Consider the following 15939-nt stretch of genomic DNA (forward strand, 5'->3'; position numbering starts at 1 on the left):
CGCCTCTACTTAAAAGTATATTTTAAAACCGTTAAAAACTGACTCTTACCTTCAATCTTCCCCGCCCAGACTATCGTTGGGGACGGGACTTTGAAGTCAAATCTCCTTGAAATCCAGCCCAACGAAAAATCCTCACTACCTTGAACTACCACCGGTTCCATATCTGCGTCAGGCATAGACATTTCAAGGCAAGCTTTCGGTGTATTTATAAATACACTCTTTCCACTGATTTCTACAGAGCATGATTCTGAAACATGCCAGAACATTTCAATTTCATGTTTTTGCTCACAATCAAATTCATCACATACTTCAATAATTCCAGACTCTTTTTCAAATTTGACACTGCGGGAATGAATAACAGGATCGGCAAAACGGGTATAGCCATCATGAGACCCTCTGAAAGAATCCTGTTCCGCTGAGACCTCAAATGACTCACACCAAGCCTTGGCATGTTTTGTCCATAAAAAATTACCGCCTGAGACAGACTGATCCTGACGGTCAATACGGACCGTGTTGTGAGCGGATGTTCCTTTAAAGTAATCGCGCCATTTCCGTTCGGTATGGTAGGCATACGTTCCCGGGTCAATTAGTATTTCCTCCCCGCCGAGAGACAAAACCATTGCGAGGGCATCGGCATGTCCATGTGCCGCAATTGAGGTATATCCCAGAGGTCCGGCATCAATGATAACCTTCACTTCCCTATCTGTTTCGAAATCCTTCCCGAGAACGTAATATCCTCCATCAGGAAACTCCCTTCGAAACCCAGTGCAATCATTTTGCGGAACAGCCAGTAACTCGGCAAAATCAGACTCGCCATCTTGACCTAGAAGCCAACGACTTTTGTCATCAAAAAAACCGGCCTTCTGCGCAAAATCAACTCGCTTAAAAAGCACTGCCCCGGTTGCAAGCAGTGATTGGTAAACGGAAAATTCTTCGTCCGGGACAAAGCGGACCATTACCGCATCATCAGAATCACCGATCATGGGCACAGACATCTCTGCATTCGCCATAGCTCCGATGAATTCAATCATAGATTCAAGACGATCCCAGTAATCTTTTGAAAAATCGACTCCGTTTGTACGACCCACAAGAGCACAAAGCAAAAGCATATCCGCGACTTCATGATGGTACCAGATTCCCTGTTCCCGATTACATCCATCAGTGAAATTCTGTTTCAGAGCCTCCGCTTCAAGCCCCGCTTTTGCCTTCTCCTGCCAATTAGAACTCTCTTTCCAGCAAGGCCATACGGTCGCAGCTACAAAAAGCCCCATATATTCACCCAGCAGGTGGTTGTTGGCAGATGAATAGCGCGAATAATAGCCATTGATAAAATGGCAGTGCTTATAAATAGATTTCAACCAACGTTCTCTGAATGCTTTCCCGTCACTCCCTGCAAAAAGGAAAGAATCCTCTCCTCCCAGAAAATGCCATGTAAAAGACCAGTTTATCAGCCGCACAGCAAGTTCAAGAGAACTTGTCCAATTGGGTCCATATAAATAGGGACACTGCTCAAACCACGAATTCAACATTTCTTTGCAGGCATGGGCATATTTTTTATCGCCGGACAACATATATGCCTGCGCAAGGGTCACCAATTCCAAATGGCGATTAGGTTCCCAAAGATATTTGATATTACCGACATTAGACTCATCGCGGTAATTCAGCTTTTTCCCGAAAACCAAGGGCGCTGAAGTTCCGGTCAAAGGATCCTTGTTCCAGTTCGGAGGAAAGGCGAGGTGACAATCCCGCAGAGCAAAAATATTAAAATTTCCAGTGAGAATTCTGTCTGCATTCCTCAGATAGGTTCCAGCATCAGGCAGGTCTAAATCGACTTCAAGCACAGGACAGCTTTTCCCTGAAGCATCATCCGGCTCTGCAATGAAAAGTCCTCGTGACTGCGCCTCTGTCAGACAAGCCATGCGTACCCGATAGAGCACTTCAGTAACACTCATCCGTTTAAGACGGGCAATCAGCCAACCGAACCTCTTGATATTCAAAACCATAACCACCTGTTACAAATAGGAATTCAGACAGATTACAAAATAGCATAATTCATTCTCGACCTCTATCCTTGATTAGGCCATCCCCTTCTGCCGAAAACAAAAGACAAGAAACGGCCCGCACGCATACACGCACGGGCCGTTCCAAGCACGGTCAAGAGGGTGAGGATGAAATTTACTTATTACCTTTTTTCTGCATCTTTGCCCTGATGTAAATAGCCAGCATGTTCATACTCAGCACAAGGGTGATCAATACTAGAGATGTGCCGTACTGGATATGCCTTGTCTTTTCGATTTCAGTACCGGCTGTTGCCAAAACATAGATATGATAAGGAAGAGCCATTACATCATCAAAAAGGGATTCCGGCATTTCCGGGGTGAAGAACACGGCTGCAGTGAACATGATCGCAGCGGTTTCCCCGGCAGCCCTTGAAAGGGTCAGGATTGCACCGGTGAGCATTCCGGGCAAAGCTGCGGGCAGTACAACTTTATAAATAGTCTGCCATTTGGTCGCTCCGAGGCCGAGTGAGGCTTCACGGTAGGTCTGGGGAACAGAGCGAAGCGCTTCCTCGGATGCCCCGATTACCAGCGGCAGGGCCAGTGCGCCGAGGGTACAGACCCCGGCCATAATGCTTACGCCCATCCCCATAACGGTAACAAACAGGGAAAGCCCGAAGAGCCCGAAAACAACGGATGGAACACCTGCAAGGTTATTGATTCCCAGACGAATAATACGTACCAGTCGAGGTGAAGTTGCATATTCATTGAGATAGATGGCTGTTGCGATTCCCCAAGGCAGTGCAATCATCAAGGCGCCGTAACTAAGCACGATAGTGCCCACAATACAGGGGAAAATACCGCCTGCGGTCATGGACTCACGCGGGTTTTCAGTAAGGAACTCCCAGCTCATGGCCGGGAGGCCGTAGTAAAGCACGAAGCCGACGATAATAAGCAGAGCAAGGCCGTTAACGGCAGCAGCAGCCTTGAACAACATAAAGACCACTTTCTGGATCTTCTCCCGCATTGAATAATTATTTTTTTCCGGTTCCATCATGGTCTCGGCTACTTCAATATTACTTTCCATCATGGATTCCACTTGTTCTATTGTTTCAGCATTATTCATTTCTTTCACCAATTGTTTTCCCGTGCGTTTCAGTTACAGGGAGGCGGAACCGACCTGTTTGTATTTATGGGCCACGTAATCAGCGATGAGGTTGAAAGCCATGGTAAACAGGAAAAGCACCATGCCGATTGCGAAGAGCGCATAGTAATGATCACTATGAAAAGGAGCTTCACCCATTTCAGCAGCAATTGATGCTGGCATGGGACGGACTGGATCAAAGATTGAGGTCGGCAACAGCCCTGCGCCACCGGCAACCATGAGAACAACCATGGTCTCGCCGATTGAACGGGCCATACCAAGGATAACCCCGGTAGAAATGCCGGAAAGTGAAGCCGGTACGATAACTTTATAAATGGACTGCCAGTGGGTGGCACCAAGAGCGAGGGAGGCCTCTTTAAGTTCCGGGGGAACTGAATAGAGTGCATCCTCGGAAATACTGGTAATAGTCGGCACAGCCATAAAAGCGAGCATGACCGAAGCATTGAAAAGGTTCAGTCCAACCGCGATATCAAACGTTTCCTGCAAGAACGGAGCGACCACAACCATACCGAAAAAACCGATAACAACAGAAGGCAGGGCGGCCAGCATTTCGACTGCCGGCTTAACAATGTTGCGCACCTTGAGCGGAGCGATTTCAGCAAGATAAATCGCAGTCATTACACCGAGTGGGATTGCGATAAGTGATGAAAGCATGGTCACCGTTCCGGAACCGACAATCAAGGGCCAGATACCGAATGCGGGATCTTCATCAGTGGGATACCATTCGTGACCGAAAATAAAATCAGTTACGGAAACATGCTTGAATATGGGCAGGCCTTCGATGAAAAGAAACATCATGATCAGGAAGAGGACCAGAATCGAGGTAAAAGCTGTTCCCAGAAAAATAGAGTGAATTATGCGCTCAACTGTGCGCCTACTGAGAGAAAGATTTGAAAGGGCGAAAATAACTATACCCAGAAGCGTAAGAACTCCACAAAGAACATACCAACCTGTCGATCGGGATGAAACCATATTCTCTGCACTGGCTTTGATACTTGTCATAGTTTCAAGGTCGGCCCTATTTTTACCCATGACTTCGGGATCAGTACGAACATAGGTGTAGACCCTGTTCAACTCAGAATTAAGTTCTTTCATCCTGAGTTCTTTTTCCGCTCTGCTCAGACCGGTTTCTTCTGTGGTCTCTGCAACTTCATGAGTTGAGAGCATCATGACTTTCTTGAGCGCACCAGCGGCACTCATGGAATAGTCTCCCCTCTGCGCCACCTTCTCAGCGGAGGAAATAAAAATCTGTTCGGCTTCAGTGCGTATACCCAGCTTGTAGGCATAGGCTCCGGCCACAACTGCGAGGACAATGAGCAGTAAACAGATATTGCGGGACGTAATCACAACTTTTCCCCTGATATAAAAAATTGTTTTATTGTTAGTCTTGGATACTTGAAATTCCGGGGGGACTTTTGAAATCCCCCCGGACTTTGTACTTATTCTATCGGACCCGGCTTTTCCGGAAAGCCTGTATTATTTTACGGGAATGAAGCCGGTATCAGCTGCAAGCTTCTGACCGGCAGGGCTCATCATGAAATCGATGAGAGCTTTGGATTCACCAGTGGGTGCGCCGGGAGTGTAGAGGTTCAGGCCACGAGAGATGGGGTAGGAACCGTCTTTAGCAGTAGCAACGGAAGCTCCAACACCGTTAACAACAACACCTTTGAGCTCTTTGTTCAGGTAAGCAAGACCAACGTAGCCGATGGCTTTTTTGTTTTTGGAGACAGCCTGTGCAACAGCACCGTTGGAAGCCTGAAGGAGAGCGCCGGGGAATACGCGGTGTTTTTTACCGTCGTGCTTCATGACTTTGCTCTTCCAGCAGTCATAGGTACCGGAGGAGGTGTCACGGGAGATAACAACAATCTTAGCATCTTCGCCGCCAACTTCTTTCCAGTTGGTGATTTTACCGGTGTAAATACCCCAGAGCTGATCCTTGGAAAGCTTGGAAACGGGGTTGCCGGGGTTTACAACAGGAACGATGCAGTCAAGTGCAACTATAAACTGGGAGGGCTTGCGACCGTTGTCGGTAGCTTTCTGGATTTCGCTGCCTTTCATGTCGCGGGACATCATAGCGATATCGGTGGTACCATCGATGAGAGCTTTTGCACCGTTGGAAGAACCGCCACCGGAAATGGAGATTGAAACATTAGGATTAGCCTTCATGAAGGCTTCAGCTGATTTCTGCATGAGCGGCAGAACAGTTGTTGAACCTTTAACCTGAATAGAACCTGCAAATGCAGAACCTGTAAAAGCCATTACCATCACAGCAACGAGAGCAATAATTTTTTTCATTCTAGTTTTCCTCCAAATAATGGAATTTTGATTTCAGACTCAGTTCATTTTTACCGCGTCCGTTTTCTAGCGTTGTGCAATGGTCTATCCGAATTTAGTTACAAACCTGTTACGCATAAAAGGAAGATCCGTTACAGTGTAACTTTAACACTCTCTAAACTGCAAAAAGAGCTAAAATTCAGACACTTAACTAAAATATATTTTTAATATTTTTTGAAACATATCCCCGGACAAAACTCTTAAATATGTCTGGCATAGGGATTGCTTCTATAACTTGAAACAAAGAATACTATGTTGCGGAGTAAGCACTATGAAATACAGATATGTCATAATCGGCGCGGGTCCCACCGGCCTTGGCGCGGCCCGTCGGCTTTCTGAGCTTGGTGAAAAATCATTCCTCGTACTGGAAAAAAATTCCTGGGCAGGAGGGCTGGCTTCCAGCTTTACTGATTCCAAAGGATTTACATGGGACATTGGCGGGCATGTGATGTTTTCCCATTACGACTATTATGACAAAATGATCGAAGACGTGCTTAAGGGTGAATATATCGAGCACTTACGCGAATCATGGGTCCGTATTCTTCAAAGCTGGGTTCCCTACCCTTTCCAAAACAATATTCGCTACCTCCCCAATCAGGAAAAGTGGGAATGCGTGCGCGGGCTTCTGCCGGGAGAACGTTCAGAAGATAAGCCGAACAACTTTCTTGAATGGATTCATTCCATATTCGGTAAGGGCATCGCCAAACATTTCATGGAACCATACAATTATAAGGTATGGGCCACCCGTCCCGAAAACATGTCCTTCTCATGGATTGGTGAACGGGTAAGCGTGGTTGATCTTCGTTCTGTGCTCAAAAATATTCTTCTTGAGCAGGATCAGCTTTCATGGGGGCCGAACAATAAATTCAAATTTCCCCTTAAAGGAGGAACCGGAGCCATTTTTAAAAATCTGGCTGAAACGGTTTCCGAGTATATTAAATATGACACCAATGTGGCTGTCATTGATCCGCAGGCTAAAACTGTTACAGACACCAAAGGTAATTCATATGAATATGAACACCTGCTCAACACCGGTCCCATAGATATTCTCGCTTCACGCTGGCTGGCTACCCCTTCTACACAACTCATCAACGCAGCCCAGGCCCTTAAACACAACAGCGTGATTGTTGCTGGTATCGGACTGTCCAGTTCCAAACCGGATTCCCGCTGCTGGATGTACTTTCCTGAAAATGACAACCCGTTTTACAGGATTACCAATTTCCATAACTACTCACCAAACAACACACCGCAACCCGGCAAAGGACGGGCTCTCATGTGTGAAGTTTCATATTCAAATGACAAAGTTATCGATAAGAACAATATAATGAGAGAAGTAGAAGACGGCTTGGTCAATACTGCCATGTTGAAAGAAGAAGACCGCAAAGACATCATTTCGCGCTGGTCAATTAATGTGGATTACGGCTATCCCATCCCTTGCCTGCAACGCGATGAAGCGTTAAAAGTTCTTCAGCCTGCCCTTGAATCCATGGACATCTATTCCCGCGGCCGTTTCGGTGGCTGGAAGTACGAAGTTTCTAACATGGATCATTCTGTAATGCAGGGAGTAGAATGGGCTGAACGAATGATTAACGCGCAGCCGGAAACCACATACAGGATCAGTTAAGCACATGACAATTTCCACCGCCACTTACGAACAACGGCGGGAGAATGTTCGCAAACGCCTTAAGGATCGCGGACATCCCCCTCTTCTGGTCAGCTTCGCAGCCAACCGCTACTACCTCAGCGGCTTTGAACTTCACGATCCCCAGTGCAATGAAACAGCAGGCTGGCTGATCATTGATCCCGCAGGCCGGGATTTCCTGCTCACCGACCCCCGCTACCACGATGCGGCCCGCAAGGTCTGGAAAGAAGATGACATCTTCATTTATTCAGGTCGTAAATTCGATGCCCTGCGTGAATTCTTCAAATTAAACGGCTTCAAAAAAATTTCTTACGATCCGAAATCTATCAATATTTTTGAGCATGAGAAACTTAATGATTTCTGTGAGCTCAAACCTGTTTCAGGGTTGGTGGAAGATCTTCGCCTGATCAAGGATGAAACTGAAATCAAGCTCATGGAAGAATCCTGCGCTTTGAACCACAAGGTTTACGAACTGCTTGAGCCTAAGCTTGTTCCCGGTCGCACTGAGGCTGAAATAGCATGGGACGTGGAACAGCTTTTCCGTAACAACGGTGCCTCCGAACTTTCTTTCCCCAGCATTGTCGGTATCGGCCCCAACGCAGCTCTGCCCCACGCTATCCCCGGCAATGACAAGCTTGAAGACGGTTCATTGGTACTTATCGATATGGGCGGCCGCGTAGGAGATTACTGCTCCGACCAAACCCGTACATTCTGGGTAGGCGACAAACCTTCCGACCGTTTTCTCACCGTGCGCGATCAGGTGCAGGAAGCACAGATGGAAGCTATCAAAGTGCTGCGTCCCGGACTACCGATCCAGCACGCCTACCACACCGCCAAAGCTGTTTTTGAAAAATACGGAGTGGAAAAGTACTTTACCCATTCGCTCGGACACGGTATCGGCCTTGAAACACATGAGCCGCCCAGCGTAAGCCCCATTGCTTCCGGTGAACTTAAGCCGGGCATGGTCATCACTGTGGAACCCGGTCTCTACTACTCCGATTGGGGCGGTATCCGCTGGGAATACATGGTTTTGATTACTGAAGACGGATATAAGATTTTGTAAGCCTTCGGCGCCCTGCCGGGGGCCTTAAACCCTTTTCCAAAAGGGTTTAAGAATCCCAAAACATTTTAGTTTTTTAACTAATACTAAACACGTATAATTGTACTAACCAAAACGGCGAAGCCTTACTAAAAAGTTTAGGAGAGTCCAGAGACCCCTTTCCAAAGGGTTCTTTGGTCCCCGAAAGGCCGCCGGAGGCAAAATATAGTTTAAAGATATGGCCCGTAGAAAAAGAAAACCTCGTCCACGTCCCCTGCCACCGCCGCCGGAGAATTCCTCCCGCATGTATATTCAGATTGCACCTTCTGATATTGCAATCTTTCGTTTCCTCATGGAGGCCGTGGAGAATCTAGCACTTTTCACCATTGCCGACCGCTTCAAAGGAATTCTGCTGCTACGCTACAGCCCGCATCAGGAAAGGGAATTCCGTGAATTCATGAATGGACTCAAGCAGGAAATCGACATCAAATTCCTGCCCAATCCATCTGATCCGGCATAACTGATTTGCTCAAACATTTTCAGCCTGGCGCTTAACAGTGCCGGGCTTTCTTATTTTCAGGTAATATCTCCAAACGTGAATTTAAATTCATATTTATTGACAACATGAACATGAATTTATATTCATAAAATTAAATTATAAAACTCAGGAGATAACATGCCCCGGACACCAACCCAGAAACGAAGTCAGGATAAAAAACGCCGAATCATTGTTGCCGGGATGAAACTGTTCTCCGAAAAAGGATTCCACAAAACAGGGCCTACAGAAATTGCACAGGAAGCCAAAGTTTCAGTAGGCTCTTTCTACAGTTACTTCAAAGACAAAAAAGACCTGCTGGATCAGGTAAGTGAGGCATATGCTGCCAGCATTACAAAAGGCGTTTACGGCAATTTTGCAGACAATGCTCCGTACTCGAAAGGTTCACGGGAAATCACCGCTTATATAGTGGAAACCGCGAAACAGGCACATACTCTGTCAACAGAACTGCACCGTGAAATGCTGGCCCTGAAAAACAGAGAAGCACATATGGCCGAACTGGACCGCAACATAGTGCAGGCACTACAAAATGGGGTGGCCCAAATACTGGGAAATTGCCCGGACAAAGTCAGAATTAAGGACCTAGACTTAGGGGCCAGACTTGTCAGCGGGGCAATAGAAGAAACAATGCACCGCTGCATACTTGAATCCGCAGAACCGGACACGGAAAAAGCTTTTAACGAACTGACCGAGATGTGTCACAGATATCTTTTCGAAAAAGAATAGTGCTCAACAAATGGTTTTTGTTGCTCTTTTCTTTAAACTGTTAGACTATGATCTTGTGAGGATTTCTATTCACGTTCAAGTAAAATGGTGCTGATATCAACTGGAAAAAGAGTGGAGCAGATAATGGAAGAACGCAATAAAAGTGTATTCGGAGTCGGCCTGAAAATTTTCAAGCCTACAATTATTTACGGCCTTGCATCCTTGATCATCACACTGATCTTTCCCAAAATTTTCTTGATGACTTTCCTGCCCAGTTCGGCATTCAATATTCTGGGCGGCATGCTGCTTGGAATCGGCATAGCTTTTCTCTTCATTTCCGGAGTTACAGTAAAAAAAGCCATTGCTGAAGAACGTCTGGAAACAACCGGAACTTTCGCCATAGTGCGTAACCCGCTCTATTTTGCCTGGATCGCATTCATCTTCACCGGAAGTGCCATTGCGACTCAGGCTTGGTTGCTATTTGGAATGTGCTTTGTAGCTTATTACAAGTTCCTGCACCACATCCCGGAAGAAGAAGCTGTGCTGGAAGAACTTTTCGGGAAGGAATATCTGGACTATAAAAAACAGGTTCCTTCCATTGTTCCCAACCTGAAAGAACTGCTCTAGTATTTCACTGAAAATAGAAATAAAAAAAGTCTGACCAGAATTGGTCAGACTTTTTTTATTTCGGACGCCTCAACTGAAGCGTAGAAAAGCTATCATGTTCCACCGGGGCAGTGATAATGTGCCCGGTTGCGGGCAAATGGGACTTTGTCCGTTTGACGATTTCCACCGGAACAGGACTCAAAGGTCGGCGCATAACGTGTGGAACATTTCTCCATCACAATGCAAAAAAGATCTCTGGGAAGCGCACCCTCTTCAATACGTTCAATGGATTTGATTTTAAAACCGCTGGCCAATCCACGAAGCTTGTCCTCGCTGAAAAAATGAACCGCGAACTTACCTACTTCATACAAATTCTCACCCAGATGATCACCAGCTCGATAATGGCGGTCAAAAATTGAGCGCACAGAATAAACAGCCAGTCCACCGGGCTTCAAAACCCTGTGTAACTCACTCAAAGCACAAGAAATCTCAGCCATAGTCAGCTCCATGCACAGCAGCATATGAGAGTAACAGGCATCAAAGGATTCAGATTCAAAAGGAAGCGGTTTGCGGATATCGAAGCAACGGGAATCAATATAAGAAGAGAGGGAAGAGGAAGTAGCTTTGGCAGAAATTTCATCAACGGCCCGGGTGGAATAGTCAAGGGCTGTAACCTTGATACCGTCTTGGGCAAACAAAAACGTATCACGCCCCTGCCCACAACCGGACTCCAATACGGAACAAACGTTATTTTCCCGAAACAACTCCAGCGACTTCTGCGCTAGAAGACTGGGTTGTTCACCAAAATAACTTTCGGACTCTGTAAAGATTTGATCCCAAAGCTCTTGCTGCTTGGTAAAGGCATTCATTACCGGCTTCATTACCCCTCCCTGAAAGAACCAGTAAGGTAGGTAATATTACAGCCAGCCGGACTTGGCAACTACTGAAATGTGGCAATCAAGCATCAAATACGACATTATCACAGTCATAGAAAAGCACTGATTACGTAAGAAATCAGCCCTGTCTATCCATACTGCGGTAATTGATAGCCTCAGCTAAATGTTGCACCTGAATCATGTCCGCTCCTGCAAGATCGGCGATGGTCCGTGAGATACGCAGAATACGGGTGTAGGCACGAGCGGAAAGTCCGAGACTGCGCACAGCCTGCTCCAGAAAACTGTGTTCAGCCTCACTGAGTTTACAAAATTTTTCCAGTGATGAACCGGACAGCTCGCTATTGGTCAGAATGTTCATATCTTTATACCGATCTGCCTGAATTTCCCGCACCCGCTCAATATTAGCTCGCATGGACGCGGAATCAAGGCCGGAGGAATCCCGCAAATCCTTATACTCAACAGCTGGAACCTCAATCTGCAAATCAATACGGTCGAGCAAGGGGCCAGAAAGTTTGGAACGATAACGGGCAACAGCCTGTGCGGAACAGGTACAGGCATGCCGTTCATCTGTGAAATATCCACAAGGACAAGGATTCATGGCGGCAACAAGCATAAAATCAGCCGGATAGGAAAGAGACATGGCCGCACGGGAGATGGTCACTTCGCCGCCCTCTAGAGGCTGGCGCAGAACTTCGAGCACGTTTTTCTTAAACTCCGGCAGTTCATCCAGAAAAAGAACACCGCGATGCGCCAATGAAACTTCTCCCGGCTTCGGATAAGCCCCGCCACCGATCAGTCCGGCATCAGAAATAGTATGGTGCGGAGCACGGAAAGGCCGAGTAACCATGAGCGATTTATCGCGTTCAAGCTGACCAGAGACACTGTAAATCTTGGTTACTTCCAATGCCTCCTCAAAAACCAACGGAGGAAGCACTGTAGGAATACGCCGAGCCAGCATAGTCTTGCCACTGCCCGGAGGACCGATGAAAAGCAGGTTGTGGTTGCCTGCCGCACCGATCTCAATAGCCCGTTTAGCATGCTCCTGTCCTTTGACTTCTGAAAAATCCATCCCAAAGGACTGCCGCCCCGACCAAAGCAGGTCTGTATCTACTGTTGCAGGCTCAAGATGATCCTCACCGATCAGGAAATTAACCAGTTGAGAAAGGGTCGGGACACCGTATACAGAAAGACCTTCTACTACTGCTGCTTCATTGACGTTCTCAGGACTGACAATCAGCCCCTTAGCACCCTTACGCCTTGCTTCGATAGCCAACGGCAATACACCGTGAACAGGTTTGACTCCTCCGCTCAATGAAAGTTCCCCGGCTAAAAACCAACCTTCCAAGGCAGACTGGTCAATTACTCCAGCTGCACCGAGCAAAGATGTTGCCAGAGGCAAATCATAGGCTGACCCAGCCTTACGGATATCCGCAGGAGCAAGGTTTACGGTAATGCGTGATGGCGGAATGCGATATCCGGAATTCTTCAGAGCTGAAAAGACACGTTCCTTACTTTCCTTAACCGCTCCCTCGGCCAGACCGACCATGGTAAATGCAGGCATGCCCTGCCGGGTCAAATCAACTTCCAGATCAACTTTAAAGGCATCAATACCCATAAGGGCTGCACAGGAAACTTTCGCAATCATTGAACTTCCAGCGGTAAAAATTGGTATCTAAATTAATAATCGGCTTTTAGATATCCGGTTTATCGACCCAAGGCAAGATAACAAAGGAAGTTCACTACCTAGACAACAGAACAGGCATTTAAAATCATATATGAAGGGATTCTATTTAATGTTCTCCGACCAATCTTTGGTGCCGCCCTGCTTAATAAACTGCACAATTTTATAATCTTCATGCAGGATGTGATCTATCAGCCACTTGGACAACAACTCTTTTATTTCTTCAGGGGGAATTTCCTCATAATGGAACCGGGCAGCCCGTAATGATTTCACAGAACCCTTGAGCCTTGCATGGGCATGACGATGACTTTGAAGATAAGGAAACTCAATCTTTTCCATATACTTTTCTTCAGCATTGAAGTGCAGAACAGTATATTCATGCAACTGCCCTAGCATGCGGTCAACGGCAGATTCAGTTTCGCCCTTGGCAAAGGCTTCAAGAATATCATTTATCATCTGCACCAAATTTTGATGCTGTTCGTCTATTTCCTTTATCCCGATATTCAAACTGTTATTCCATTCAATCCTACCCATGAGTCCCCCAAATATAGATTAAATTATCTTACCGGAAGCATACATTATTTCAACGGATAACAGCAAGAAAACATCTACACCTTAAAACCAAGAGCAGCATAAACTGCATTCATGTCCACATTCTCGCGGACAACGGAAGCAAGGCGATCAAGCCCCTCTTCCATATTGAAAACAGACTGCACCTTGCCTAGCTTAGGCAGCCCTTTGCGGGCACGAAGGGAATCTACAAACCAGCGCCTGAATTCATCAGCATCAAAAATACCATGCAAATAAGTTCCCCAAATCAAACCGGACTCGGAACCGAATCCCAAAACCTTGGAAATAGGAACTCCTCCGGCAATACCTTGCGGAACAATAGCTGCCCGCACTGTGGGCAAGAGAGGCTCGGTCTTACCATGATGAATTTCATAACCGACAACCTCCAGCTTGCTCTGGGAGTGCATACCCACGGTTCGGGTCAGGGTCTTTTCCGGGGCAAGGGTGGTCTGCAAAGGCAACAGTGCCAACCCTTCAGCTGAACCGCCGGATTCAATTTCATCCGGATCACTGATAAACTGCCCCAGCATCTGAAAACCGCCGCAGATGCCCACAATTACCGCCTTATCACGCAGTTCTTTCACAGCGTCTGCCAGCCCGGATTCACGCAGATGGGCAAGATCCGTGAGGGTGGATTTGCTCCCCGGAAGAATTATTGCGTCAGGAGTTCCGAGATCTTCAGGTTTATCAACCACTCTCAAAGAAACATCCGGCTCGCCCTTAAGTGAATCAATATCAGTAAAATTGGAAATGCGCGGCAGATCAATGCAGACCACGTCAACGCAGTCTTTACGTTTGCTATCTGAACCGGATTTTTTCAAATCTTCCTTGAATGAAACAGAGTCTTCATCCGGCAAACCGAGGTTGGCGATATATGGGATAGTCCCGAGTACGGGCTTTCCGGTATGGCTCAGTGTAAAATCAAGTGCCGGGGTCAAAAGCGAAGCGTCCCCGCGAAATTTATTGAGCAGGAATCCGCAAACCAGTTCCCTTTCTTTCGGGTCCAGTAAATCCATGGTTCCGGCGAGGGAGGCAAAGACGCCGCCCCGGTCAATATCACCGGTAATGATCACCTTTGCTTCGGCATAATCAGCCATTGCCATGTTAACGATATCGTGCTGCTTGAGGTTGATCTCCGCAGGACTTCCCGCGCCTTCAATAACCATCACGTCAGCATCGCTGCTCAGAGAATCGTAAGCATCCTTAACCGCTTCAAAAGCGGTCGGCTTGTACTCCACATACTTCTGAACTTTCATATTGCCCACGGGCTTGCCCATGACAATTACCTGCGAGCCTATGTCACTCCCCGGTTTAAGGAGGACCGGATTCATACGTACATCCGGCGACATCTTACAGGCCGCAGCCTGAGTGACCTGCGCCCTGCCCATTTCCAGACCGTCATCAGTAACGAAAGAATTAAGTGACATGTTCTGAGCTTTAAACGGAGCTACTTTAAAGCCATCTTGCAAAAAGATACGACAGAAGGCCGCAGCAAGAATTGATTTACCGGCATTGGAACAGGTGCCCTGAATCATCAGAGCCGGAGTTTTTCTGGGCTTGGGAGCGGCAACTTCCATACCGGAGAAAGAACGCAATCCGTCAAGAAGGACCCGATTCTCTTCCTCAGTACGCACAGCAATACGGAAATAAGTGGAATCCAATCCATCAAAGTTATCGCAATGGCGAACCGCCACACGATTCTTGATCAGATGCTCGATGAGCCCGGAAGCATCCATGCCTACCCGTTGCACCTGACAAAGCATGAAATTGGCTTGCGACGGCAAAGCACGAATACCGGGAACTTCCAGAATTCCCTGCGCCAGCTCTTCACGCAAACGGACCGTAGTCTCAATGGTTTTGCGCTCGTATTCCTCATCGCGTAGGCAACGCAGCCCGACCTTCTGAGCCAAGATATTCACAGACCAGCAAGGCAGCACATTTTTGATCTCCATGATGATATCAGGCGATGCAAATGCCAGCCCCAGCCGCAAACCGGGGATAGCGTAAAATTTGGTCATGGAAACAACGGTGATTACGTTGGGAGGACGTTGTCCGGCCAAACGCTGTAATCCCGGAACAAAATCGGCAAAAGATTCATCAATCACAAACCGGGACTCAGGGTGCTTGCGGGCCAGCACCTTGAGTTCTTCAGGATCAAAGGCTGTACCGGTGGGGTTATTCGGCTGCGCCAGAAAAACTAAGGCCGGAGAAGCAGCGAGAAAAGATGAAAGGGTATCAAAATCGGGGGAAAAGGCTTTTTGCGGATCAAGAGGAATATGCTCGGTCTTCAATCCGGCAATCTTGCAGGAACGCTCATAATCCACATAACAGGGAACCGGGATAACAGCCCGCTTGAATCCGCCCACCCGCGCAATGGCCGAGATCAATTCTGAAGCACCGTTCCCGGCCACGCACTCCGTGGGCCAGACCGAAAACTTCTCGCAAGCCGCAAGGGTAAGCTCAGTACATTCAGGGTCAGGATAACGATCCACTTCGGCAAGAGCCCTGCTAACTTCCTGCTGCAACCACGCTGGAGGTCCCAGCGGATTGATATTGGCCGAAAAATCCACAATATCGGAAGAAGGACACCCAGCCCGATCCGCTAATTGGCGCAAATTACCGCCGTGGGAATATTTCCTTTTTTCAGCTTCAATTTCAGCAAGTTGTTCTTTTAAAGACTGATCGTTAAAAGACTTCATACGCTCTCTCCGTTGGATGAAGGAAATTTTATATTCAAGTTATAACTGG

At 47.2% G+C, this 15939-nt stretch carries 13 protein-coding genes; 5 read left to right on the top strand and 8 right to left on the bottom strand.

Features of this window, described 5'->3' with window-relative positions:
• Nucleotides 1-5: 5 nt before the first annotated feature.
• The 4 genes from DESAL_RS17700 to DESAL_RS17715 form a co-directional block, all read right to left on the bottom strand.
• Nucleotides 6-2003 (bottom strand): heparinase II/III family protein, encoded by a 1998-nt coding sequence (locus DESAL_RS17700; RefSeq protein ID WP_015853334.1) that lies wholly within the window; start codon nt 2001-2003, stop codon nt 6-8.
• A gap of 172 nt (nt 2004-2175) precedes the next feature.
• Nucleotides 2176-3024, bottom strand: a complete 849-nt coding sequence (gene pstA, locus DESAL_RS17705) for a phosphate ABC transporter permease PstA (protein ID WP_425357289.1) — start codon at nt 3022-3024, stop codon at nt 2176-2178.
• Between the two features lie 132 nt (nt 3025-3156).
• Nucleotides 3157-4020: a phosphate ABC transporter permease subunit PstC gene (gene pstC, locus DESAL_RS17710; protein WP_245543837.1), complete on the bottom strand. Its 864-nt coding sequence runs from the start codon at nt 4018-4020 to the stop codon at nt 3157-3159.
• A 618-nt stretch (nt 4021-4638) separates the two neighbouring features.
• On the bottom strand, nt 4639-5457 hold the full coding sequence (locus DESAL_RS17715) for a PstS family phosphate ABC transporter substrate-binding protein (RefSeq protein WP_015853337.1): 819 nt from the start codon (nt 5455-5457) through the stop codon (nt 4639-4641).
• 310 nt (nt 5458-5767) lie between these two features.
• Here DESAL_RS17715 and DESAL_RS17720 point away from each other — a divergent pair, with 310 nt between their 5' ends.
• The 5 genes from DESAL_RS17720 (at nt 5768) to DESAL_RS17740 (ending at nt 10065) form a co-directional block, all read left to right on the top strand.
• The gene (locus DESAL_RS17720; RefSeq protein ID WP_015853338.1) at nt 5768-7120 is read left to right on the top strand and encodes a protoporphyrinogen/coproporphyrinogen oxidase; all 1353 of its coding nucleotides are present in this window, start codon (nt 5768-5770) and stop codon (nt 7118-7120) included.
• 4 nt (nt 7121-7124) lie between these two features.
• Complete coding sequence (locus DESAL_RS17725; protein WP_015853339.1) at nt 7125-8201, top strand: M24 family metallopeptidase; 1077 nt, start codon at nt 7125-7127, stop codon at nt 8199-8201.
• 280 nt (nt 8202-8481) lie between these two features.
• Nucleotides 8482-8697, top strand: a complete 216-nt coding sequence (locus DESAL_RS17730; RefSeq protein ID WP_245543759.1) for a DUF4911 domain-containing protein — start codon at nt 8482-8484, stop codon at nt 8695-8697.
• A gap of 156 nt (nt 8698-8853) precedes the next feature.
• Nucleotides 8854-9459, top strand: coding sequence for a TetR/AcrR family transcriptional regulator (locus tag DESAL_RS19905; protein WP_015853341.1), 606 nt, complete (start codon nt 8854-8856; stop codon nt 9457-9459).
• A gap of 123 nt (nt 9460-9582) precedes the next feature.
• Nucleotides 9583-10065, top strand: coding sequence for a methyltransferase family protein (locus tag DESAL_RS17740; RefSeq protein ID WP_015853342.1), 483 nt, complete (start codon nt 9583-9585; stop codon nt 10063-10065).
• Nucleotides 10066-10157: 92 nt separating this feature from the next.
• Here DESAL_RS17740 and DESAL_RS17745 read toward each other — a convergent pair whose 3' ends face one another.
• From DESAL_RS17745 to DESAL_RS17760, 4 genes are all read right to left on the bottom strand, one after another.
• On the bottom strand, nt 10158-10925 hold the full coding sequence (locus DESAL_RS17745) for a class I SAM-dependent methyltransferase (RefSeq protein WP_015853343.1): 768 nt from the start codon (nt 10923-10925) through the stop codon (nt 10158-10160).
• Between the two features lie 133 nt (nt 10926-11058).
• Nucleotides 11059-12585 carry a YifB family Mg chelatase-like AAA ATPase gene (locus DESAL_RS17750; RefSeq protein ID WP_015853344.1) on the bottom strand — a complete coding sequence of 509 codons (1527 nt, stop codon included), beginning with the start codon at nt 12583-12585 and terminating at the stop codon, nt 11059-11061.
• Between the two features lie 141 nt (nt 12586-12726).
• On the bottom strand, nt 12727-13155 hold the full coding sequence (locus DESAL_RS19910) for a bacteriohemerythrin (RefSeq protein ID WP_015853345.1): 429 nt from the start codon (nt 13153-13155) through the stop codon (nt 12727-12729).
• Between the two features lie 74 nt (nt 13156-13229).
• Nucleotides 13230-15890, bottom strand: a complete 2661-nt coding sequence (locus DESAL_RS17760; protein WP_015853346.1) for a cobyric acid synthase — start codon at nt 15888-15890, stop codon at nt 13230-13232.
• Nucleotides 15891-15939 lie beyond the last annotated feature (49 nt).

Origin of the sequence: Maridesulfovibrio salexigens DSM 2638, from assembly GCF_000023445.1 — a bacterium.
In the GTDB taxonomy this organism is placed as follows: Bacteria; Desulfobacterota; Desulfovibrionia; order Desulfovibrionales; family Desulfovibrionaceae; genus Maridesulfovibrio; species Maridesulfovibrio salexigens.

What these genes read in the sequence shown, in the direction of transcription:
- DESAL_RS17720 (WP_015853338.1), top strand. Translation starts at nt 5,768, where the DNA reads ATGAAATACAGATATGTCATAATCGGCGCGGGTCCCACCGGCCTTGGC.
- DESAL_RS17750 (WP_015853344.1), bottom strand. Translation starts at nt 12,585, where the DNA reads ATGATTGCGAAAGTTTCCTGTGCAGCCCTTATGGGTATTGATGCCTTT.
- DESAL_RS17715 (WP_015853337.1), bottom strand. Translation starts at nt 5,457, where the DNA reads ATGAAAAAAATTATTGCTCTCGTTGCTGTGATGGTAATGGCTTTTACA.
- pstA (WP_425357289.1), bottom strand. Translation starts at nt 3,024, where the DNA reads ATGCGGGAGAAGATCCAGAAAGTGGTCTTTATGTTGTTCAAGGCTGCT.
- DESAL_RS17700 (WP_015853334.1), bottom strand. Translation starts at nt 2,003, where the DNA reads ATGGTTTTGAATATCAAGAGGTTCGGTTGGCTGATTGCCCGTCTTAAA.
- DESAL_RS17760 (WP_015853346.1), bottom strand. Translation starts at nt 15,890, where the DNA reads ATGAAGTCTTTTAACGATCAGTCTTTAAAAGAACAACTTGCTGAAATT.
- DESAL_RS17740 (WP_015853342.1), top strand. Translation starts at nt 9,583, where the DNA reads ATGGAAGAACGCAATAAAAGTGTATTCGGAGTCGGCCTGAAAATTTTC.
- DESAL_RS17745 (WP_015853343.1), bottom strand. Translation starts at nt 10,925, where the DNA reads ATGAAGCCGGTAATGAATGCCTTTACCAAGCAGCAAGAGCTTTGGGAT.
- DESAL_RS17725 (WP_015853339.1), top strand. Translation starts at nt 7,125, where the DNA reads ATGACAATTTCCACCGCCACTTACGAACAACGGCGGGAGAATGTTCGC.
- DESAL_RS19905 (WP_015853341.1), top strand. Translation starts at nt 8,854, where the DNA reads ATGCCCCGGACACCAACCCAGAAACGAAGTCAGGATAAAAAACGCCGA.
- DESAL_RS19910 (WP_015853345.1), bottom strand. Translation starts at nt 13,155, where the DNA reads ATGGGTAGGATTGAATGGAATAACAGTTTGAATATCGGGATAAAGGAA.
- DESAL_RS17730 (WP_245543759.1), top strand. Translation starts at nt 8,482, where the DNA reads ATGTATATTCAGATTGCACCTTCTGATATTGCAATCTTTCGTTTCCTC.